This is a genomic window from Pantoea piersonii, assembly GCF_003612015.1.
Lineage (GTDB): Bacteria > Pseudomonadota > Gammaproteobacteria > Enterobacterales > Enterobacteriaceae > Pantoea > Pantoea piersonii.
Genome location: NZ_RARB01000016.1, coordinates 1 through 20,418, shown reverse-complemented (window position 1 = coordinate 20,418; position 20,418 = coordinate 1). Strand labels below are relative to the sequence as shown.

Here is a 20,418-nt window from a genome sequence, read left to right as displayed (position 1 = left end):
GCGTAGTGTAACACTTCTTAGACTTCGCCGCGGCAGATGGCGACAGTATCTTCAATCAGCCGGCGCGCCACCGTGCCCGGCGGTGGCAACATCGGCAGCGCGTCGTAGCGATACCAGCCAGCGTCCAGCAGCTCTTTATTATCGATTTGCAAATCGCCGCCGTCATAGTCCGCCATAAACGCCATCATCAGCGAATGAGGGAACGGCCAGGGTTGCGAGGTCACATAGCGCAGATTCCGGACGCGGACATTGCTCTCCTCCATCACCTCGCGCGCGACCGCCTGCTCCAGCGTCTCGCCCACTTCGACAAATCCCGCCAGCACGGTGTAGATGCTGTTGCGATGACGCGCATGGTTCGCCAGTAATATCTCGTCGCCGCGCCGGATGGCGACAATAATGCAGGGCGCGATTTGCGGATAGTAGCGTTCACGGCAGTGCCCGCACAGGCAGGCGTTTTCATGTCGGCTCAGATGCATTTCGTGGCCGCAGTAGCCGCAGAAACGATGGGAGCGGTAAAACTCCGCCAGCTGCACGGCGCGCCCGGCAAGCTGAAACAGCCCCGCCTCTTCATCGATCAGCTGGCGTACCGAGAACATATCGCGATCGCGATTTTCACACACCAGCCATACCGTTTCGCCTTGCCACTCGCCGACAGGCTGCGCTTTGCTTCCTGTTAACTTAAACGTAGCGGCGCTGCCGTGCGGCAGATCGCCCTGCGGCAACCAAAGTTTCTGTTCATGGCTGACAATCCACCATCCAGCGTCTACGCTTGAGATCTCACGTTGCATATAATCGTCATCCTTAGCGTCGTAATTGATACGCTGAAGTCCTGATGTTAAGTGTGTAGACAAACAACTATACCCTAAATCGTTCAGCTTGCAGGCGGCCTGGCGCCAGCCGAAGCATCAACGGTAGAGGGATTTTATTTACATGGAGTCAGAAATGCTTAACCAGTTAAATGTCCTGACCGAGCGCGTAGGTGGCAGTAACGAACTGGTGGATTCGTGGCTGGACGCCCGTCGCCAGCTGTTGGTTTCTTATTACCATCTGGTTGGACTAAAGCCTAACAAAGAAGCGCTAACGACTTTAGATGAGCAGGCGCTCGACAACTTTTGTCACGGCCTGGTTGACTACCTTTCCGCCGGTCACTTCAGCATGTATGAACGCATCATCAATGAGATGGAAGGCGACAGCCCGATGATTGCCGCCGCGCAGGTTTATCCTCCGCTGGAAGCCAATACCGAACGTTTGATGCAGCTCTATGACGGCCATCTGCAGCAGTCGATTGACGATGACAACTGCGTCGATTTTCAGCTGGCACTGTCAGAAGTAGGCGAAGTGCTGGAAGCGCGCTTCACGCTGGAAGATAAACTGATCCAGCTTGCCTGGGACAACAGCCTGATACGCGCTCCGGTAGCGAATGACAGCAGCCAGCTGTCGCGTCCGGCTTAAGGTTAATCAGTTGTAAAGTCCTTGTTATTCTGTAAAAGCCCTTTTATGCTGAACGGGTTTTCGACGATAACGTTGAAAACCCGTTTTTGTTTTTTGAGCTACTCACTGTTTGCAATGTAGCCAACGTAAACGAGATTTCTGGCGCCGTGCGCGCCGCCCTTCGTAAAAGGGCAAGCGTAACCGTCAGAAAACCGTTTACCTATCTTGTCGGAGTGCCCGCAAGGGCTGAGACCGTTAATTCGGGATCCGCGGAACCTGATCAGGTTAGAACCTGCGAAGGGAACAAGAGTAAACACATCAGTACGCTGGCGTTTTTCGCCTGCCGTTTCTGTTACTCCTTCCGAACTCCGGACAAGCAACGTTCCCCTTTCAACAGGAAAATTGCTATGTCTATGACCAAAACCACCCGTCGTGAACAGCGTGCTCAGGCACAGGCGTTTATCAATGCGCTTCAGGGCGGCGTTGCCTTTCCCAACTCGAAACGTATCTGGATCCAGGGCAGCCGGGACGATATTCGCGTACCGATGCGGGAGATTCAGCTCAGCCCGACGCTGCTCGGCGGCGATAAACACCACCCGCGCTATGAAGAGAATGAGGCGGTGCCGGTTTACGATACCGCTGGCCCCTATGGCGATCCCGATGCCGTTATCGACGTTCAGCGCGGCCTGGCGAAGCTGCGCGCCGACTGGATTGCCGCGCGCGACGATAGCGAAACGCTGAAGCATACCAGCTCGCGCTATACGCAGCAGCGTCTGGCAGACGACGGGCTCGATCATTTGCGTTTCGATCAGCTGCCGCAGCCCCGGCGCGCGAAAGCGGGACGCCGCGTCACCCAGCTCCACTATGCGCGCCTGGGCATTATCACGCCGGAAATGGAGTTTATCGCGCTGCGCGAGAACATGGGCCGCGAGCGCATTGTCAGCGACGTGCTGCGACAGCAGCACGCAGGCCATAGCTTCGGCGCGCAGCTGCCGGAAAACATCACCCCCGAGTTTGTGCGCCAGGAAGTGGCCGCCGGGCGCGCCATTATTCCCGCGAACATTAACCATCCTGAATCGGAGCCGATGATTATCGGCCGCAACTTTCTGGTGAAGGTCAACGCCAATATCGGCAACTCGGCGGTGACCTCCTCTATCGAGGAGGAGGTAGAGAAACTGGTCTGGTCGACGCGCTGGGGCGCCGATACCGTTATGGATCTCTCGACGGGCCGCTATATCCATGAAACACGCGAGTGGATCCTGCGCAACAGCCCGGTACCCATCGGCACGGTGCCGATTTATCAGGCGCTGGAGAAGGTAAACGGCGTCGCCGAAAACCTCGACTGGGCGGTGTTTCGCGACACGCTGCTGGAGCAGGCAGAGCAAGGCGTCGACTACTTCACCATCCACGCCGGCGTACTGCTGCGCTATGTGCCGATGACGGCAAAGCGGCTGACCGGCATAGTCTCGCGCGGCGGGTCGATTATGGCGAAATGGTGCCTGTCGCATCACCGCGAAAGCTTCCTTTACGAACACTTTCGCGAGATTTGCGAAATCTGCGCCGCCTACGACGTTTCGCTGTCGCTTGGCGACGGCCTGCGTCCCGGCTCGATTCAGGACGCCAACGACGAGGCGCAGTTTGCTGAACTGCATACGCTGGGCGAGCTGACGAAGATCGCCTGGGAATATGACGTCCAGGTGATGATCGAGGGCCCCGGCCATATTCCTATGCAGATGATCCGCCGCAATATGACCGAGCAGCTGGAGCACTGCCACGAAGCGCCTTTCTATACGCTCGGTCCGCTGACTACCGATATCGCGCCCGGCTACGATCACTTTACCTCCGGCATCGGGGCCGCCATGATCGGCTGGTTCGGCTGCGCGATGCTCTGCTATGTCACCCCCAAAGAGCATCTTGGTCTGCCGAATAAAGAGGACGTCAAGCAGGGCCTTATCACCTATAAGATTGCCGCCCATGCTGCGGATCTGGCGAAGGGCCACCCCGGCGCGCAGATCCGTGATAACGCCATGTCCAAAGCACGTTTTGAATTCCGCTGGGAGGATCAGTTCAATCTGGCGCTCGATCCCCATACCGCACGCGCCTATCACGACGAAACCCTGCCGCAGGAATCGGGCAAAGTGGCCCACTTCTGCTCGATGTGCGGGCCAAAATTCTGCTCGATGAAAATCAGCCAGGAAGTGCGCGACTATGCGGAAAAGCAGGAAAACGAGGCGCAGCCAATCGAAATCGGCATGCAGCGGATGTCGGAAACCTTTCGCCGCCGCGGCGGCGAACTTTATCACTCAGCCGATGCGCTGAACGAGGAGAAACCATGAACGCCCCTTTTCCCGCCACGGCGCCGCGCTTAGGGCTTTATCCGGTGGTCGACAGCGTCGAGTGGATTGCGCGCCTGCTGGAGGCTGGGGTGCGCACGATCCAGCTGCGCATCAAAGATCAACAGGATGAGGCAGTAGAGCCTGCGATCGTGGAGGCGATTGCACTCGGCAAGCTTTATCAGGCGCGTCTGTTTATCAATGACTACTGGCGGCTGGCGATTAAACATCACGCCTATGGCGTGCATCTTGGTCAGGAAGATCTGGACGTCGCTAACCTGAACGCCATTCGTGAAGCGGGCCTGCGACTGGGCGTTTCGACCCACGATGACGCCGAACTGGATCGCGCGCTGGCGATACGCCCCTCCTATATCGCGCTGGGGCATATCTTTCCCACCCAGACCAAGGCGATGCCGTCCGAGCCGCAAGGGCTGTCTGAACTTCAGCGGCACATCGCGCGGCTTAAGGGTGTTTCTACCGTGGCGATTGGCGGCATCAGCATTGCGCGTGCGCCGGCGGTGCTGGCGACCGGCGTCGGCAGTATTGCCGTCGTCAGCGCCATTACGCAGGCGCCAGACTGGCGCGCCGCAACGCAGAGGTTGCTGACGCTGGCGGAACCGCAGCCAGAGGCTTAAACCTGAATGCGTCTCGCAAAAGACGCCTGGTTTCTGCAACAGCAGTAAAAAAGCTGGAAGAGGGCGCGCAGCGATATTCTTTCTCTCTCGCGCCGTTTTTCTGTTTCGCTACAGTGGCTGTCGCCGGGCAATGTTGCCTGGCCAGGGCCGGACCTCCCCTCACCCTCTCTGGCCCTGCCCTCTGCTACTTAGTCAGGAGGATCTCATGCTGCTGCAAGGAGTGTGGCGAATCTTCGCCCGCGCAGGCGGCTATCGCGCGCTCGACGGCCTCGCCCACTTTTGCCAGCGCCTGCTCGACGCGATCGTCCAGCGTTACCGCAAAGCTCAACCGCAAACAGTTGCGGTATTTACCCGACGCAGAAAAAAGCGATCCGACCGCTATCTGGATATGAGAATCGCGCAGCTCGCGGTTAAGCCGCACGGCGTCAAAGGCTTCCGGCAGTTCGACCCACATCATAAAGCCGCCCTGCGGACGAGAAACGCAGATGCCGCATGGAAAATAGTGGCGCACCCAGCAGCTAAAGCTGTCGTAGTTACGCTGATAAAACTGACGCATACGCCGCAAATGCGGCTGGTAGTAACCCTGACGAATAAACTCCGCCATCGCATGCTGCGCCAGGGTATTGCTCGAACCCGTAGCGATATATTTCATATGCAGCACGCGATCGCGATATCGTCCCGGCGCAACCCAACCGGTGCGCAGACCGGGCGCGACCGTTTTCGAAAAAGAGCTGCACAGCAATACCCGGCCGTCTACGTCCAGCGATTTCAGCGTGGCGGGTCGCGGATACTCCCAGGCCAGCTCGCCGTAGACATCATCCTCAATGACCGCCACGTCAAAACGCTGCGCCAGCGTCAACAGCGCACGCTTACGCGCTTCCGGCATAATAAAGCCCAGCGGATTATTGCAGTTAGGCACGACCATGACCGCTTTGATTGGCCACTGCTCAAACGCCAGTTCAAGCGCCTCCAGACTAATGCCGGTGACCGAATCGGTTGGGATTTCAATCGCCCGAATGCCGAAGCCGCGCAGAGTCTGCATGATGCCGTGAAACGATGGCGACTCTACCGCGATGATATCGCCCGACTCGCATATCGCACGAATCGAAACCGACAGCGCCTCATGGCAGCCAGTGGTAATGACGATATCGTCAGCCGACAGCTGGCAGCCGCTGTCGATCGCCAGGCGCGCCACCTGTTCGCGCAGGCTGGTTACGCCGTAAAGATTGTCGTAGCTGAGAAGCTGCGTTTCCTGCCGCTGCGCCTGGCGGCTGAGGATTTTCCACAAGGGTTTAAGGGTGGGCTGAGAGAGATTCGGCATGCCGCTACCCAGCTGCAGCACGTCTCTTTCCAGGCGACTCTCGAGCAGATCCAGCACCGACTCCCACTGCGTGATCTCTACCGGACGCTGCACCGGACGCGTCAGCGCCGGCACCGGCGGCGCGGCCTTACGCGTCGAAACAAAATAGCCGGAGCGCGGCTGCGGCGTAATCAGCTGTTTCTCCTCCAGCACATGATACGCCTGCTGCACGGTGCTGATGCTAACGCCATGCTCAAGGCTCAGACTACGCACTGACGGCAGCTTCTCGCCGCTGCGGTAAAGCCCCTGCTCAATACGCTGCGCCAGATGCATTGCCAGCTGCTGATAACGCGTCATGTCCGGCTCCCTTCAAATGAAAGAGGTAGAAAACAGTACAGATGAGCCATTTTTTTACCATTCAGACGCCGCTTACGGCAATCTGTATGTTAAATAAAATCGAATTTTGCGTCTGTATCCTTTCCCTCCTCAGGAAGACACTATTCCTCAGTTCACCTGATGAGGAAAGGAAAATGGGATATGAAGAAAACTGTGCGGCAAAACCTTTCTCGGTCACGCCCTGGTCGCTGGTGCGCGCCATTGTGCGCAGCCTGCGAGCGCTCCACCAGCAGCGTAAGACTCGCCTGATCCTGTTACAGCTGAGCGATGCGCAGCTAAAAGATATTGGCCTCACGCGCGGTGATATTGAGCATGAACGAAGGTAGCTAAACTAAAGATTCATAAGGCGCGAGAAGCGCGGTTAAAAAATCGATGACCGTTTGCGTGCGTCTGGGTGTCAGTCGGCGCTCAAGACGCAGCACCCACATATTTACCCTCTCGGTGCGCCACGCTTTTAATATTTCGACCACGGCGCCGCTGGCAAAATCAGACGCGCCAAGCCACGAAGGTGCCCAGCCAATGCCGCAGCCAGCACGCACCATCTGCCATGCCGCCTGCCCGTCGTCAAAAAGATAGCGTGAGGCGGGTTCCCAGCGCACCGCTTTTCCATCGTCGGGCGAATTAAAACGCCAGGCGTCCGCCCGTCCTTTATTGAGATTCCAGAAACCGATCTGTGAATGTGTGCTGAGATCGAAAGGCGTGCAGGGCTCGCCGTGTTGCCTGAGATAATCTGGCGTCGCGCAGGCGACCCAGGGAAAACTAAACAGCTTGCGGGCAGAATGGCCTGGCCAGGCTTCCAGCGCGCCGGAACGGATCACAAAATCAAAGCCGCCACTGGCTAAATCCATCATCGCGTCGCTGAAATGCATCTCCAGTGAGATTTCAGGATGAGCAGCAAGAAAGGCTGGTAACGCAGGCATGATACAGGCGCGTCCAAAAGAGGACGGAACCGAGATGCGCACCCGGCCCGCAGCGCCCTCGCTCTCAATACCGCTAAGGGCATTCTCTACCTGATTAACCTCTTCGAGCAGTCCGCGTGCCAGCATCAGCATTCTCTCGCCTTCCCCGGTCAGCGACAGGGCATGCGTCGTTCGGTGCAGAAGACGTACGCCATGCTGGCTCTCGAACCGGCTCAACGCTTTGGATACGGCCGACGTGGTTGTGCCGGCACGGCGTGCAGCTTCGGCGAAAGATCCTGCTTCAACGATACGCGCGAACCAGAGTAGCTGCGTGAGGCTGGATGAAAAGATTGGTGTTGCCATCAGGTCAATATCTCCTTGCTGCTCCGCAGCCTACAAGCGCCTTGTTGCGGCTGATAACGTTGAGCTTCTTAAAGGAGATCATCATATGAAATTTTTAGTTTTACTCACACCCGTCGCCGGGCGCGAACCGGCGGAGTTTAAACCTTATGCGGTTGCAGAGATGCAGGCGGTATGGAATGACTATAAAGCTGGCACGCTGCGGGAGATCTACTTCTCTTCCAGCCCATTGATTATCAGCGTCATTTACGAAACCTCGTCCCGTGACGAACTGCAACAGTCTGTCGCGCGTCTTCCTATGGTCGAAGTCGGTTTGCTCTCTTTTCAAATTATTGAACTGGGCCCAATGCACAGCTTCGAGGTGCTGTTCGCTCCTGCTGCTGCGTAAAAATTTCAGGCGCTTTTATTGCCCTGACGTCACTGCCTCTCAGGATGATTCTAAACAGGCTGCCCTTAATTCATCCGATCCGCTCTTTTGCGCCCATAAAAAAACCCTGCCGAAGCAGGGTTTTTATTAAGCGAAGAACGGTTAGTCGTTATCGCTGCCGCCGAGACCGGCGTTCAACAGTTCAGCCAGGCTTGCAGAGGCTTCATCCGCAGTAACCTGCGGAGCAACCGGTGCTTCGCCCGCCTGACGGCGACGCATACGATCCTGATGGTAAGCGTAACCGGTACCGGCCGGGATCAGACGACCCACGATAACGTTCTCTTTCAGACCGCGCAGTTCGTCGCGCTTGCCTGCAACAGCGGCTTCGGTCAGGACACGAGTCGTCTCCTGGAACGAGGCTGCCGAGATGAACGATTCGGTTGCCAGTGACGCTTTGGTGATACCCAGCAGATCGCGCATATAGGTTGCGCCGATTTTGCCGTTCGCTTCCAGATCGCGGTTAGAGATCTTGATGCGAGAGACTTCTGCCTGCTCACCTTCCAGGAAGTCGGTGCTTCCCGCGCTCATGATGGTTGCTTTACGCAGCATCTGGCGAACGATGACTTCAATGTGCTTATCGTTAATCTTAACGCCCTGCAGGCGGTAAACTTCCTGCACTTCGTTAGTGATGTAACGGGTCACAGCATGGACGCCACGCAGACGCAGAATGTCGTGCGGCGATTCCGGACCGTCAGAAACCACGTCACCACGTTCTACGCGCTCACCTTCAAACACGTTGAGCTGACGCCATTTCGGAATCATCTCTTCGTAAGGCTCGCTGCCATCAACCGGCGTGATCACCAGACGACGTTTACCTTTGGTCTCTTTACCGAAGGAGATGATGCCGCTGATCTCCGCCAGGATTGCTGGCTCTTTCGGACGACGCGCTTCGAACAGGTCAGCAACGCGCGGCAGACCACCGGTAATATCCTTGGTACCGCCAGATTCCTGAGGCACACGCGCCAGGGTATCACCAGAGCTGATTTTCTTACCGTCTTCCAGCTGAACGATCGCTTTGCCCGGCAGGAAGTACTGAGCCGGCATGTCGGTGCCCGGGATCAGAACATCTTCGCCCTGCTCATCGACGATTTTCAGCGCCGGACGCAGGTCTTTACCGCCTGAAGTACGCTCAGCAGTATCCAGAACCACCAGCGAAGAGAGACCCGTCAGTTCGTCAGTCTGACGCGTGATGGTCTGACCATCAATCATGTCAGTAAAGCGAATGTAGCCGCTTACTTCGGTGATAACCGGCATGGTGTGCGGATCCCAGTTTGCTACGGTTTCGCCCGCTGCAACCTGCTCGCCGTCGCCTTTCGCCATGATCGCGCCGTAAGGGACTTTATAGCTCTCTTTAGTACGGCCAAACTCATCGATCATTTTCAGTTCGACGTTACGTGAAGTAATAACCAGTTTGCCAGCGGAGTTGGTTACCGACTTAGCGTTGGTCAGTTTGATAGTACCTTTGTTCTTCACCTGAATGCTGGATTCTGCTGCCGCACGCGATGCCGCACCACCGATGTGGAACGTACGCATGGTCAGCTGTGTACCCGGCTCACCGATGGACTGTGCCGCGATAACACCGATCGCTTCACCTTTGTTGATGATGTGACCACGCGCCAGGTCGCGACCGTAGCAGTGGGCGCACACACCAAAATCGGTTTCACAGCTTACAACAGAGCGAACTTTGATGGTGTCGACAGAGTTCTGTTCAACCACATCACACCAGTGCTCATCCAGCAGCGTATTACGCGGAACCAGGATGTCAGCGGTGCCCGGCTTCAGCACATCTTCAGCGGTTACACGGCCAAGCACGCGCTCGCGCAGCGGTTCTTTAACGTCGCCGCCTTCGATAACCGGCGTCATCATGATGCCTTCGAAGGTGCCGCAGTCATCTTCTGTTACGACCAGGTCCTGAGCAACGTCAACCAGACGACGCGTCAGATAACCGGAGTTCGCCGTTTTCAGTGCGGTATCCGCCAGACCTTTACGCGCACCGTGGGTCGAGATGAAGTACTGGAGTACGTTCAGACCTTCACGGAAGTTCGCCGTAATCGGCGTCTCGATGATGGAGCCATCCGGCTTCGCCATCAGACCACGCATACCAGCCAGCTGACGAATCTGTGCCGCAGAACCACGCGCACCCGAGTCGGCCATCATAAAGATGCTGTTAAAGGAAACCTGTTTCTCTTCTTCGCCGTCACGGTTAATCACGGTCTCAGTTGAGAGGTTTTCCATCATCGCCTTCGCTACGCGCTCGTTCGCCGCAGCCCAGATATCGATGACTTTGTTGTAACGCTCGCCCGCGGTAACCAGACCAGACTGGAACTGCTCCTGGATCTCAGCCACTTCCGCTTCCGCTTCGGTGATGATTTCCACTTTCTTCTCTGGGATAACCATGTCGTCGATGCCGACAGACGCGCCTGAACGGGCTGCGTAAGCGAAACCGGTGTACATGGTCTGGTCAGCAAAGATAACGGTCGGCTTCAGGCCCAAAATGCGGTAACAGGTGTTCAGCATTTTGGAGATAGCTTTTTTGCCCAGCGCCTGGTTAACGATGGAGAACGGCAGACCTTTTGGCACGATCATCCACAGGATGGCGCGGCCAATGGTGGTGTCAATGATGCTGGTTTTAGCAACCCACTCATCCTGCTCGTTTTTCTCGTGTTCGGTAATACGTACCTTAACGCGAGCGTGCAGCGATGCGAGGCCAGCGCGATAAACACGCTCAGCTTCTTTCGGGCCGGTCAGCACCATGCCTTCGCCTTTGGCGTTAACACAGTCACGGGTCATATAATACAGACCCAGTACAACGTCCTGAGACGGAACGATGATTGGTTCGCCGTTCGCCGGAGACAGAATGTTGTTGGTAGACATCATCAGCGCACGCGCTTCCAGCTGGGCTTCCAGCGTCAGCGGTACGTGAACAGCCATCTGGTCACCATCGAAGTCGGCGTTATAGGCCGCACACACCAGCGGGTGCAGCTGGATCGCTTTACCTTCGATCAGAACCGGTTCAAACGCCTGGATACCCAGACGGTGCAGCGTCGGCGCACGGTTCAGCAGAACCGGGTGTTCGCGGATAACTTCATCCAGGATATCCCAGACAACCGCTTCTTCGCGCTCAACCATTTTCTTCGCGGCTTTGATGGTGGTGGCCAGGCCACGCAGCTCCAGCTTGCCGTAGATAAAGGGTTTGAACAGCTCCAGCGCCATTTTCTTCGGCAGGCCGCACTGATGCAGACGCAGGTATGGACCTACGGTGATAACAGAACGACCAGAATAGTCAACGCGCTTACCGAGCAGGTTCTGACGGAAACGACCCTGCTTACCTTTGATCATATCGGCCAAAGATTTCAGCGGACGCTTGTTGGAACCGGTGATCGCACGACCGCGACGACCGTTATCCAGCAGGGCATCGACCGCTTCCTGCAGCATACGTTTTTCGTTGCGTACGATGATATCCGGCGCAGCCAGATCCAGCAGACGCTTCAGACGGTTGTTACGGTTGATAACGCGACGATACAGATCGTTCAGATCCGACGTTGCGAAACGACCGCCGTCCAGCGGAACCAGCGGGCGCAGATCCGGCGGCAGCACCGGCAGCACGGTCAGGATCATCCACTCCGGCTTGTTGCCGGACTGTACGAACGCTTCCAGCAGCTTGATGCGCTTGGTCAGCTTCTTACGCTTGGTCTCGGAGTTGGTTTCGTTCAGCTCTTCACGCAGCTGCTCGCACTCTTGCTCCAGATCCATATTTTTCAGCAGAGCCTGGATCGCTTCGGCGCCCATTTTCGCGTCGAATTCGTCGCCGAACTCTTCCAGCGCGTCAAGGTACTGCTCTTCGGTCAGAATCTGACGTTTTTCGAGGTTGGTCATGCCACCTTCGACAACAACGTAAGATTCGAAATAGAGCACGCGTTCGATATCGCGCAGCGGCATATCCAGCAGCAGGCCGATACGGGACGGCAGCGACTTCAGGAACCAGATGTGCGCGGTCGGAGAAGCCAGTTCGATGTGGCCCATGCGCTCACGACGCACTTTGGTCTGGGTCACTTCGACGCCGCACTTCTCGCAGATCACACCGCGGTGTTTCAGGCGCTTGTACTTACCGCACAGGCACTCGTAATCTTTTACTGGTCCGAAAATACGGGCGCAGAAAAGACCATCACGCTCTGGCTTGAAGGTACGGTAGTTAATGGTTTCCGGCTTTTTCACTTCACCGAAAGACCAGGAACGGATCATGTCTGGCGAAGCCAGCGCAATTTTGATCGCATCAAACTCTTCGGTTTTAGTTTGCGCTTTCAGAAACTTAAGTAAGTCTTTCACGGATTAGCTCCCGTCGGAGTGGAACTCTCAGGGGCGCGCAGCCGAAACTGCGCGCCCCATAACCAGTACTTGCGAGTGCTTACTCGTCTTCCAGCTCGATGTTGATGCCCAGCGAGCGAATCTCTTTCAACAGTACGTTGAAGGATTCCGGCATGCCCGGTTCCATCTGATGGTTGCCGTCGACGATGTTTTTATACATCTTCGTACGACCGTTCACGTCATCAGACTTAACGGTAAGCATTTCCTGCAGGGTGTATGCCGCGCCGTATGCTTCCAGCGCCCACACTTCCATCTCACCGAAGCGCTGACCACCAAACTGTGCTTTACCACCCAGCGGCTGCTGAGTAACCAGGCTGTAAGAGCCGGTGGAACGCGCATGCATCTTGTCATCAACCAGGTGGTTGAGTTTCAGCATGTACATGTAGCCCACAGTAACCGGACGCTCGAACTGCTCGCCGGTACGGCCGTCAAACAGCGTGATCTGGCCGGAAGTCGGCAAATCGCCCAGCTGCAGCAGCTCTTTGATTTCGCTCTCTTTCGCACCGTCAAACACTGGCGTAGCGATCGGCATACCTTTTTTCAGGTTCTCAGCCAGACGCAACACTTCATCATCAGAGAAGGTGTTGAGGTCGACGCGCTGACGCACGTCCGCGCCCAGGTCATAGGCACGCTGGATGAATTCGCGCAGTTTCGCGACTTCTTCCTGACGCTTCAGCATGGCGTTGATCTTGTCGCCGATACCTTTCGCCGCCATACCCAGATGCGTCTCCAGGATCTGACCGATGTTCATACGCGACGGTACGCCCAGCGGGTTCAGTACGATGTCGACCGGCGTGCCGTTCTCGTCGTAAGGCATATCTTCGATCGGGTTGATCTTAGAGATAACACCTTTGTTACCGTGACGGCCTGCCATCTTGTCGCCAGGCTGAATCTGACGTTTAACGGCCAGGTAGACTTTGACGATTTTCAGCACGCCCGGCGCGAGATCGTCGCCCTGGGTGATCTTACGACGCTTGGCTTCGAGTTTTTTCTCAAACTCGTGCTTCAGTTCGTCGTACTGCTCAGCCAGCTGCTCCAGCGCATTCTGCTTCTCTTCGTCGGTCAGGCCCAGCTCCAGCCAGCGCTCACGCGGCAGCTTGTCGAGCTTGTCGGCTTCAACGCCGCCGGAGATCAGCACCGCCTGGATACGGCCGAACAGGCCCGCTTCGAGGATCTGCAGTTCTTCAGACAGGTCTTTCTTCGCCTGCTTCAGCTGCATCTCTTCGATTTCCAGCGCACGCTTGTCTTTTTCCACGCCATCGCGGGTAAAGACCTGTACGTCGATAACCGTACCGGAAACGCCGTTCGGCACGCGCAGTGACGAATCTTTCACGTCAGACGCTTTTTCGCCGAAGATAGCGCGCAGTAGTTTCTCTTCCGGCGTCAGCTGGGTTTCACCTTTCGGCGTCACCTTGCCCACCAGAATGTCGCCGCCGGTCACTTCCGCACCGATATAAACGATGCCGGATTCATCCAGTTTAGATAGCGCAGCTTCACCCACGTTCGGGATATCAGCGGTGATCTCTTCTGGCCCCAGCTTGGTGTCGCGAGACACACAGGCCAGTTCCTGAATATGGATGGTGGTGAAACGGTCTTCCTGAACCACACGCTCGGAAACGAGGATGGAGTCTTCGAAGTTGTAACCGTTCCACGGCATGAACGCGACGCGCATGTTCTGGCCAAGTGCCAGTTCGCCCAGGTCGGTTGACGGACCGTCAGCCAGCACGTCGCCGCGCTCGACCGGCTCGCCCAGCGACACACACGGCATCTGGTTGATGCAGGTGTTCTGGTTAGAACGGGTGTACTTAGTCAGGTTGTAGATGTCGATACCCGCTTCGCCCGGATACATTTCATCTTCGTTAACTTTGATAACGATACGAGAAGCATCAACGTACTGAACGGTACCGCCACGTTTCGCTACGGCGGTAACGCCAGAGTCGACCGCAACCGCGCGCTCCATACCGGTACCTACCAGCGGCTTGTCAGCACGCAGAGTAGGAACAGCCTGACGTTGCATGTTCGCACCCATCAGGGCGCGGTTAGCATCATCGTGCTCCAGGAACGGGATCAGCGACGCACCGACGGAAACCACCTGCTGGGTGGAAACGTCCATGTAGTCAACCTGATCGCGGCTGAACAGGCTCGATTCGCCTTTGCTACGGCAGGTGACGAGATCATCAACAAAGTGACCTTCTTCATCCAGCTGGGCGTTCGCCTGAGCGATAACGTAGTTACCCTCTTCAATCGCAGAGAGGTAATGAATTTCATCAGAGACCACGCCGTCGATCACGCGACGATACGGGGTTTCCAGGAAACCGTACTCGTTAGTCTGTGCGTACACAGAAAGCGAGTTGATCAGACCGATGTTCGGACCTTCAGGGGTTTCGATTGGACATACGCGACCGTAGTGCGTCGGGTGTACGTCTCGAACTTCGAAGCCGGCGCGCTCACGCGTCAGACCGCCTGGGCCCAGTGCAGAGATACGACGTTTGTGCGTAATCTCAGACAGCGGGTTGTTCTGATCCATAAACTGTGACAGCTGGCTGGAGCCGAAGAACTCTTTCACCGCCGCCGAAATCGGCTTGGCGTTGATCATGTCCTGCGGCATCAGCGTGTCGAGGTCGCCCAGGGACAGACGCTCTTTCACCGCGCGCTCTACGCGAACCAGGCCAACGCGGAACTGGTTTTCCGCCATTTCGCCGACTGAACGAATACGACGGTTGCCGAGGTGGTCGATATCGTCCACTTCGCCTTTACCGTTACGGATATCGATCAGCTTCTTCATCACGTCGATGATGTCTTCTTTGCTCAGAATGCCTGAGCCTTCGATCTCATCACGCAGCAGCGAACGGTTGAACTTCATGCGGCCAACAGCCGACAGATCGTAACGATCTTCTGAGAAGAACAGGTTCTCGAACAGGTTCTCAGCAGCTTCACGCGTCGGCGGCTCGCCAGGACGCATCATGCGGTAGATCTCAACCAGCGCGCTCAGGCGATCGTTGGTCGGGTCGACACGCAGGGTCTCAGAGATGTACGGGCCGTGATCCAGATCGTTGGTGAACAGCGTTTCGATACGCTTGTGACCTGCCTGGCTCAGCTTCGCCAGCAGATCCATGGAGAGTTCCATGTTAGCCGGAACGATCAGTTCGCCGGTGCTCTCGTCGATGTAATCTTTCGCGACCACTTTGCCCGCGATGTACTCAACCGGCACTTCGATGTGCTGAATGCCATCTTTTTCCAGCTGACGAATGTGGCGCGCAGTGATGCGACGACCTTTCTCAACGTAGACGTTGCCGTTAGCTTCGATGTCGAAAGAGGCGGTCTCGCCACGCAGGCGCTCAGGCACCAGCTCCATCTGCAGCTTGTTGTCGCGGATCTCGAACACCACTTTTTCGAAGAACAGGTCAAGGATCTGCTCAGAGGTGTAGTTCAGCGCGCGCAGAATGATACTGGCCGGCAGCTTACGACGGCGGTCGATACGTACGAACAGGTTGTCTTTCGGGTCGAACTCGAAGTCGAGCCATGAACCGCGATAAGGAATAATACGTGCGTTATAAAGCACTTTACCCGATGAGTGGGTTTTACCTTTATCGCTGTCGAAGAAGACGCCAGGACTACGATGCAGCTGAGAAACGATAACGCGTTCAGTACCGTTGATAACAAAGGTACCGTTGTCGGTCATGAGCGGGATTTCGCCCATGTACACTTCTTGTTCTTTAATGTCTTTTACGGTGCCTTCCGGCGCTTCGCGCTCGTAGATCACCAGACGCAGTTTGACGCGCAGCGGAGCAGAGAACGTCACGCCACGAATCTGACACTCTTTAACGTCAAAGACGGGTTCGCCCAGACGGTAGCTGACGTATTGCAGCTCGGAGTTACCGCTGTAACTCTGAATGGGGAAGACGGAACGGAAAGCTGCTTCCAGTCCGTACTGACCTTCCGAATCTTGCTCGATGAACTTCTGGAACGAGTCAAGCTGGATAGAAAGGAGATAAGGTATGTCCAGTACTTGCGGACGTTTACCAAAATCCTTACGAATACGTTTTTTCTCGGTATAGGAGTAAACCATAGGGTTCCTCAGCTAGCTGACAAGTCGACCCACGCTGTCCGTCCTGAAGGACAGTTCATGCAACACTATTTTGTTTGATTCATGCGACACAGAGGTCACATGCAATACATCTTTCTATCACTCTTAAATCATTTCATTGCATTAGCATGGGCAGGGAACCCGCGCAGGAAAGCAGTATATTAAGTCGTCGATAGAAAAAGATATTGAAGAGCAGCGATGGACAAACAGTGCGAAACCCCATCAAGGCTCTTGAGCGCAAAAAGGCTGGTGACCCAAAAGCCACCAGCCATCAGCCTGATATTACTCAGACTGCAACCCAAGGGTTGTCTTACTTAACTTCAACTTCTGCGCCAGCTTCTTTCAGAGCAGCTTCAAGTGCAGCTGCGTCGTCTTTGCTGATGCCTTCTTTGATCACGCCAGTTGCTTCAACCAGGTCTTTGGCTTCTTTCAGGCCCAGACCAGTTGCGCTACGAACGGCTTTGATTACAGCTACTTTGTTCGCGCCAGCAGATTTCAGAACGACGTCGAATTCAGTTTTCTCTTCAACAGCTTCAGCCGGGCCAGCAGCAACAGCTACAGCAGCAGCAGCAGAAACGCCGAATTTTTCTTCCATAGCAGAAACCAGCTCAACTACTTCCATTACGGACATAGCGGCAACGGCTTCCAGAATTTGATCTTTAGTGATAGACATGACAATTGTTCCTAAGAATCAGAAAAAGTTTATACGTTAGCAAGTGCGAAAGAAAAGAATCTGGCCTTAAGCCGCTTCTTTTGCATCGCGAACAGCAGCCAGAGTGCGGACCAGTTTGCCAGCAGCGGCTTCTTTCATGGTCGACATCAGACGTGCCAGTGCTTCTTCGTAAGTCGGCAGCGTTGCCAGACGGTCAATTTGTGCCGCCGGGATCAGCTCACCTTCAAAGGCTGCAGCTTTGACCTCAAATTTTGCATTCGCTTTCGCGAAATCTTTGAACAGACGGGCAGCAGCGCCCGGGTGTTCCATAGAGTATGCAATCAGGGTCGGACCAACAAACGTGTCTTTCAGGCACTCGAACTGAGTACCTTCAACGACGCGGCGCAGCAGGGTGTTACGAACAACACGCATGTAAACGCCAGCTTCACGACCTGCTTTACGCAGTTCGGTCATTTTATCAACGGTAACGCCGCGAGAATCCGCAACAACCGCTGACAGCGCGCCTTTGGCTACTTCGCTGACTTCAGCAACAATCGCTTGTTTGTCTTGAAGATTTAATGCCATTAGCTTTTGCTCCTGGATTTTGGCCGGAGATGGATTTCTCCGGAACTCACTTCACTTACCGACCCAAGGGAAAGTAAGCGCTAAAACACGGTGAGCAGAATCCAGTTCAGAAAAAATTCTTTTTGGCTCTGTCACCGTCTACGCAGGGGATTAAGCGTCACATCCGAGGATGGGCCGCGCCTGCGGTCTTGGACGGAGGCCAGGAAAGGCCTGGCTCCAACCTACCCCGCTGTTTCCGTCACTTCACCGAAGCAAAAACGTCAGTCACAGCGGGATATAAATTCAGTGTCTGTTTTACCAGAACAACGGGCGTAAGATTCTAGGTGAATTTTTCGCCCGTTTCAAGCAGCAATTAGTTTGCTACTGCGTTCAGACCCGCCTGGTCGATGGCAATGCCAGCGCCCATGGTGGTAGACAGGCTGATTTTCTTGATGTAAACGCCTTTCGCCTGAGCAGGTTTTGCTTTTTTCAGCGCAACCAGCAGAGATTCCAGGTTTTCTTTCAGCTTGTCAGCGTCGAAGTCCACTTTACCGATGGTAGTGTGGATGATGCCGTTCTTGTCGTTACGGTAACGAACCTGACCAGCCTTCGCGTTTTTAACCGCTTCAGCAACGTTCGGGGTTACAGTACCGACTTTCGGGTTTGGCATCAGGCCGCGCGGGCCCAGAACCTGGCCTAACTGGCCAACAACGCGCATCGCATCCGGAGAAGCGATTACTACGTCGAAGTTCATTTCGCCTTTTTTGATCTGGTCAGCCAGATCTTCCATACCTACCAGCTCAGCGCCAGCTGCTTTAGCAGCTTCGGCGTTTGCGCCCTGGGTAAAGACAGCAACGCGTACTGAACGACCAGTACCGTGCGGCAGAACGGTCGCACCACGAACGTTCTGGTCAGATTTACGTGCGTCAATGCCGAGGTTAACGGCAACGTCCACGCTCTCTACAAACTTAGCGGTAGCCAGTTCTTTCAGCAGAGCAACAGCTTCAGTGACGTCGTACTGCTTGGTCGCATCAACTTTGTCACGGATCACGCGCATGCGCTTGGTCAGCTTAGCCATTTCTTAGTCCTCCACTACCAGGCCCATGGAACGAGCAGTACCTTCGATAGAGCGAGTCATCGCTTCTACGTCAGCACCAGTCATGTCCGCAGCTTTGGTTTCTGCGATTTCACGTACCTGAGCACGGGTTACTTTACCGACTTTATCTTTGTTCGGCTTACCAGAACCAGACTTGATGCCCGCTGCTTTTTTCAGCAGAACGGCGGCCGGCGGAGTTTTGGTAACGAAGGTGAAAGAACGGTCGCTGTATACGGTGATAACAACCGGAGTCGGCAGACCTTTCTCCAGGGATTCGGTTTTAGCGTTGAACGCCTTACAGAATTCCATGATGTTAACGCCCTGCTGACCCAGAGCCGGACCTACCGGTGGGCTCGGGTTAGCCATACCCGCTGCAACCTGCAGCTTGACGTAGGCTTGTACTTTCTTGGCCATGATTTTTCCTCAGTTGGGTATAACGCCTGAAAAACAGGCTCCCCGTGATAACAGTTCACACGCTGTTGCCAGCGCATAAAAACAAAAGGCGCGAAATTATAGTTAAATTTCGCGCCTGCTGCAAGAGTCAAAATGTGAACAAGGTGATTAACCTTTCTCCACCTGTCCGAAGTCCAGTTCGACCGGCGTTGCGCGGCCAAAGATAGAAACGGAAACTTTCAGGCGGCTCTTCTCGTAATCCACCTCTTCGACCACGCCGTTGAAGTCGGCAAACGGACCGTCGTTGACGCGTACCATTTCGCCCGGTTCGAACAGCGTTTTCGGACGCGGCTTGTCACCCACCTGCTGCAGGCGGTTCATGATCGCATCCACTTCTTTATCGCTAATCGGCGCAGGACGGTCAGAAGTACCGCCGATGAAACCCATCACGCGCGGCACGCTGCGCACCAGGTGCCAGCTGGCGTCATTCATCACCATCTGTACCAGCACGTAGCCTGGGAAAAATTTGCGCTCGCTTTTACGACGCTGACCGCCGCGGATCTCTACCACTTCTTCAGTAGGAACCATGACGTCGCCGAAGAGCTCTTCCATGTTGTGCAATTTGATGTGCTCGCGCAGCGACTGTGCTACGCGGCCTTCAAAGCCGGAAAACGCCTGCACGACGTACCAGCGTTTTTTTGGAGCTTCAGACATCTCAGAACCTCAGGCCAGTGATAAACGATACCAGACGGACCAGAATACCATCCAGCCCCCACAAAATCAGTGACATCACGGCTGTAACCGCGGCAACGATTAACGTGGTATGCAGCGTTTCCTGGCGAGTCGGCCAAATGACCTTACGCATTTCAGTGCGTGCTTCACGTGCAAAAGCCACAGTTGCTTTGCCTTTGACCGTCAACAGCGCAATGCCGCCCGCAGCCGCAATCAGCACCACGACAGCCAGCGCGCGCAAAGGCAGCGTCACGTCGCGATAAATATAATTGCCTACGATGGCTATCAGCAGCAACGCAACAACAGCCAGCCACTTTATCGCTTCCAGGCCGCGCCCGCTCCCTTGAGCTTCGGTATTCGCACTCATAAACCAACCTGCCACAATAATTCAGAAACTATTTTGCCCCGCAAGGCGAGGCATCCAAACCGAATGAGCTTTTGGGCGTAACTCGGTATCCTACGCCGCGCAACAGAGCCTGTCTCAGCAATGATTATGATCGAAAATCACTGATGAGCCAGGTTCTATGTAACAGCGTGCAAAAAGGGCATCAAATGATGCCCTCTTCGTATGCATTGCGTCAAATATTATCGTAATTAAGCGATAACTTCAGCAACAACGCCTGCACCAACGGTACGGCCGCCTTCGCGAATTGCGAAGCGCAGACCCTGGTCCATCGCGATCGGATGGATCAGAGTAACGGTCATTTTGATGTTGTCGCCCGGCATTACCATCTCAACGCCTTCCGGC

At 55.4% G+C, this 20,418-nt stretch carries 17 protein-coding genes and 1 riboswitch; of the genes, 5 read left to right on the top strand and 12 right to left on the bottom strand.

The genetic code is table 11. From position 1 onward, the window contains the following. Positions 1-17: 17 nt before the first annotated feature. Entirely contained in the window at positions 18-788 is a 771-nt protein-coding gene (nudC, locus tag D7S44_RS22505) for an NAD(+) diphosphatase (protein ID WP_120458441.1), read from the bottom strand. Positions 789-942: 154 nt separating this feature from the next. Here nudC and rsd point away from each other — a divergent pair, with 154 nt between their 5' ends. The 3 genes from rsd (at position 943) to thiE (ending at position 4,399) form a co-directional block, all read left to right on the top strand. Beyond that, positions 943-1,452 (top strand): sigma D regulator, encoded by a 510-nt coding sequence (gene rsd, locus D7S44_RS22500; protein ID WP_120458440.1) that lies wholly within the window; start codon positions 943-945, stop codon positions 1,450-1,452. 198 nt (positions 1,453-1,650) lie between these two features. Beyond that, positions 1,651-1,751, top strand: a riboswitch (TPP riboswitch). A gap of 87 nt (positions 1,752-1,838) precedes the next feature. After that, entirely contained in the window at positions 1,839-3,767 is a 1,929-nt protein-coding gene (thiC, locus tag D7S44_RS22495; protein WP_120458439.1) for a phosphomethylpyrimidine synthase ThiC, read from the top strand. Continuing rightward, on the top strand, positions 3,764-4,399 hold the full coding sequence (gene thiE / locus D7S44_RS22490) for a thiamine phosphate synthase (protein WP_120458438.1): 636 nt from the start codon (positions 3,764-3,766) through the stop codon (positions 4,397-4,399). The genes thiC and thiE overlap by 4 nt, the downstream gene beginning before the upstream one ends. A gap of 184 nt (positions 4,400-4,583) precedes the next feature. On the opposite strand, the gene D7S44_RS22485 is transcribed toward thiE, so the two are convergent. Next, complete coding sequence (locus D7S44_RS22485) at positions 4,584-6,056, bottom strand: aminotransferase-like domain-containing protein (RefSeq protein WP_120458437.1); 1,473 nt, start codon at positions 6,054-6,056, stop codon at positions 4,584-4,586. 173 nt (positions 6,057-6,229) lie between these two features. Here D7S44_RS22485 and D7S44_RS22480 point away from each other — a divergent pair, with 173 nt between their 5' ends. Beyond that, positions 6,230-6,421 carry a DUF1127 domain-containing protein gene (locus D7S44_RS22480; protein WP_120458436.1) on the top strand — a complete coding sequence of 64 codons (192 nt, stop codon included), beginning with the start codon at positions 6,230-6,232 and terminating at the stop codon, positions 6,419-6,421. Here the strand turns inward: D7S44_RS22480 and D7S44_RS22475 are convergent, their stop codons facing one another. Then, complete coding sequence (locus D7S44_RS22475; RefSeq protein ID WP_120458435.1) at positions 6,422-7,357, bottom strand: LysR family transcriptional regulator; 936 nt, start codon at positions 7,355-7,357, stop codon at positions 6,422-6,424. An 85-nt stretch (positions 7,358-7,442) separates the two neighbouring features. On the opposite strand from D7S44_RS22475, the gene D7S44_RS22470 reads away from it, so the two are divergent. Next, a complete protein-coding gene (locus tag D7S44_RS22470; RefSeq protein WP_120458434.1) occupies positions 7,443-7,742 on the top strand; it encodes a hypothetical protein in 300 nt (99 codons plus the stop codon). A gap of 141 nt (positions 7,743-7,883) precedes the next feature. On the opposite strand, the gene rpoC is transcribed toward D7S44_RS22470, so the two are convergent. The 9 genes from rpoC to D7S44_RS22425 all read right to left on the bottom strand — a co-directional run. Continuing rightward, a complete protein-coding gene (rpoC, locus tag D7S44_RS22465; RefSeq protein WP_120458433.1) occupies positions 7,884-12,107 on the bottom strand; it encodes a DNA-directed RNA polymerase subunit beta' in 4,224 nt (1,407 codons plus the stop codon). A 79-nt stretch (positions 12,108-12,186) separates the two neighbouring features. After that, positions 12,187-16,215: a DNA-directed RNA polymerase subunit beta gene (rpoB, locus tag D7S44_RS22460; protein WP_120458432.1), complete on the bottom strand. Its 4,029-nt coding sequence runs from the start codon at positions 16,213-16,215 to the stop codon at positions 12,187-12,189. A gap of 328 nt (positions 16,216-16,543) precedes the next feature. Beyond that, positions 16,544-16,906 carry a 50S ribosomal protein L7/L12 gene (gene rplL / locus D7S44_RS22455; protein WP_033793155.1) on the bottom strand — a complete coding sequence of 121 codons (363 nt, stop codon included), beginning with the start codon at positions 16,904-16,906 and terminating at the stop codon, positions 16,544-16,546. 66 nt (positions 16,907-16,972) lie between these two features. After that, entirely contained in the window at positions 16,973-17,470 is a 498-nt protein-coding gene (gene rplJ / locus D7S44_RS22450; protein WP_011091858.1) for a 50S ribosomal protein L10, read from the bottom strand. A 352-nt stretch (positions 17,471-17,822) separates the two neighbouring features. Next, positions 17,823-18,527: a 50S ribosomal protein L1 gene (rplA, locus tag D7S44_RS22445; protein ID WP_120458431.1), complete on the bottom strand. Its 705-nt coding sequence runs from the start codon at positions 18,525-18,527 to the stop codon at positions 17,823-17,825. A gap of 3 nt (positions 18,528-18,530) precedes the next feature. After that, positions 18,531-18,959: a 50S ribosomal protein L11 gene (gene rplK, locus D7S44_RS22440; protein WP_013507401.1), complete on the bottom strand. Its 429-nt coding sequence runs from the start codon at positions 18,957-18,959 to the stop codon at positions 18,531-18,533. Positions 18,960-19,106: 147 nt separating this feature from the next. Beyond that, the gene (gene nusG, locus D7S44_RS22435; RefSeq protein WP_012439920.1) at positions 19,107-19,652 is read right to left on the bottom strand and encodes a transcription termination/antitermination protein NusG; all 546 of its coding nucleotides are present in this window, start codon (positions 19,650-19,652) and stop codon (positions 19,107-19,109) included. 1 nt (position 19,653) lies between these two features. Beyond that, positions 19,654-20,037 carry a preprotein translocase subunit SecE gene (gene secE, locus D7S44_RS22430; protein WP_120458430.1) on the bottom strand — a complete coding sequence of 128 codons (384 nt, stop codon included), beginning with the start codon at positions 20,035-20,037 and terminating at the stop codon, positions 19,654-19,656. 227 nt (positions 20,038-20,264) lie between these two features. Further along, positions 20,265-20,418: EF-Tu C-terminal domain-related protein (locus tag D7S44_RS22425; protein ID WP_473234700.1), on the bottom strand; the 154-nt coding region annotated here is incomplete at its 5' end.

Excerpts from the sequence above, each read along its gene's own strand:
- nudC (WP_120458441.1), bottom strand. The coding sequence starts at position 788 with ATGCAACGTGAGATCTCAAGCGTAGACGCTGGATGGTGGATTGTCAGC.
- rsd (WP_120458440.1), top strand. The coding sequence starts at position 943 with ATGCTTAACCAGTTAAATGTCCTGACCGAGCGCGTAGGTGGCAGTAAC.
- thiC (WP_120458439.1), top strand. The coding sequence starts at position 1,839 with ATGTCTATGACCAAAACCACCCGTCGTGAACAGCGTGCTCAGGCACAG.
- thiE (WP_120458438.1), top strand. The coding sequence starts at position 3,764 with ATGAACGCCCCTTTTCCCGCCACGGCGCCGCGCTTAGGGCTTTATCCG.
- D7S44_RS22485 (WP_120458437.1), bottom strand. The coding sequence starts at position 6,056 with ATGACGCGTTATCAGCAGCTGGCAATGCATCTGGCGCAGCGTATTGAG.
- D7S44_RS22480 (WP_120458436.1), top strand. The coding sequence starts at position 6,230 with ATGGGATATGAAGAAAACTGTGCGGCAAAACCTTTCTCGGTCACGCCC.
- D7S44_RS22475 (WP_120458435.1), bottom strand. The coding sequence starts at position 7,357 with ATGGCAACACCAATCTTTTCATCCAGCCTCACGCAGCTACTCTGGTTC.
- D7S44_RS22470 (WP_120458434.1), top strand. The coding sequence starts at position 7,443 with ATGAAATTTTTAGTTTTACTCACACCCGTCGCCGGGCGCGAACCGGCG.
- rpoB (WP_120458432.1), bottom strand. The coding sequence starts at position 16,215 with ATGGTTTACTCCTATACCGAGAAAAAACGTATTCGTAAGGATTTTGGT.
- rplL (WP_033793155.1), bottom strand. The coding sequence starts at position 16,906 with ATGTCTATCACTAAAGATCAAATTCTGGAAGCCGTTGCCGCTATGTCC.
- rplJ (WP_011091858.1), bottom strand. The coding sequence starts at position 17,470 with ATGGCATTAAATCTTCAAGACAAACAAGCGATTGTTGCTGAAGTCAGC.
- rplA (WP_120458431.1), bottom strand. The coding sequence starts at position 18,527 with ATGGCTAAGCTGACCAAGCGCATGCGCGTGATCCGTGACAAAGTTGAT.
- rplK (WP_013507401.1), bottom strand. The coding sequence starts at position 18,959 with ATGGCCAAGAAAGTACAAGCCTACGTCAAGCTGCAGGTTGCAGCGGGT.
- nusG (WP_012439920.1), bottom strand. The coding sequence starts at position 19,652 with ATGTCTGAAGCTCCAAAAAAACGCTGGTACGTCGTGCAGGCGTTTTCC.
- secE (WP_120458430.1), bottom strand. The coding sequence starts at position 20,037 with ATGAGTGCGAATACCGAAGCTCAAGGGAGCGGGCGCGGCCTGGAAGCG.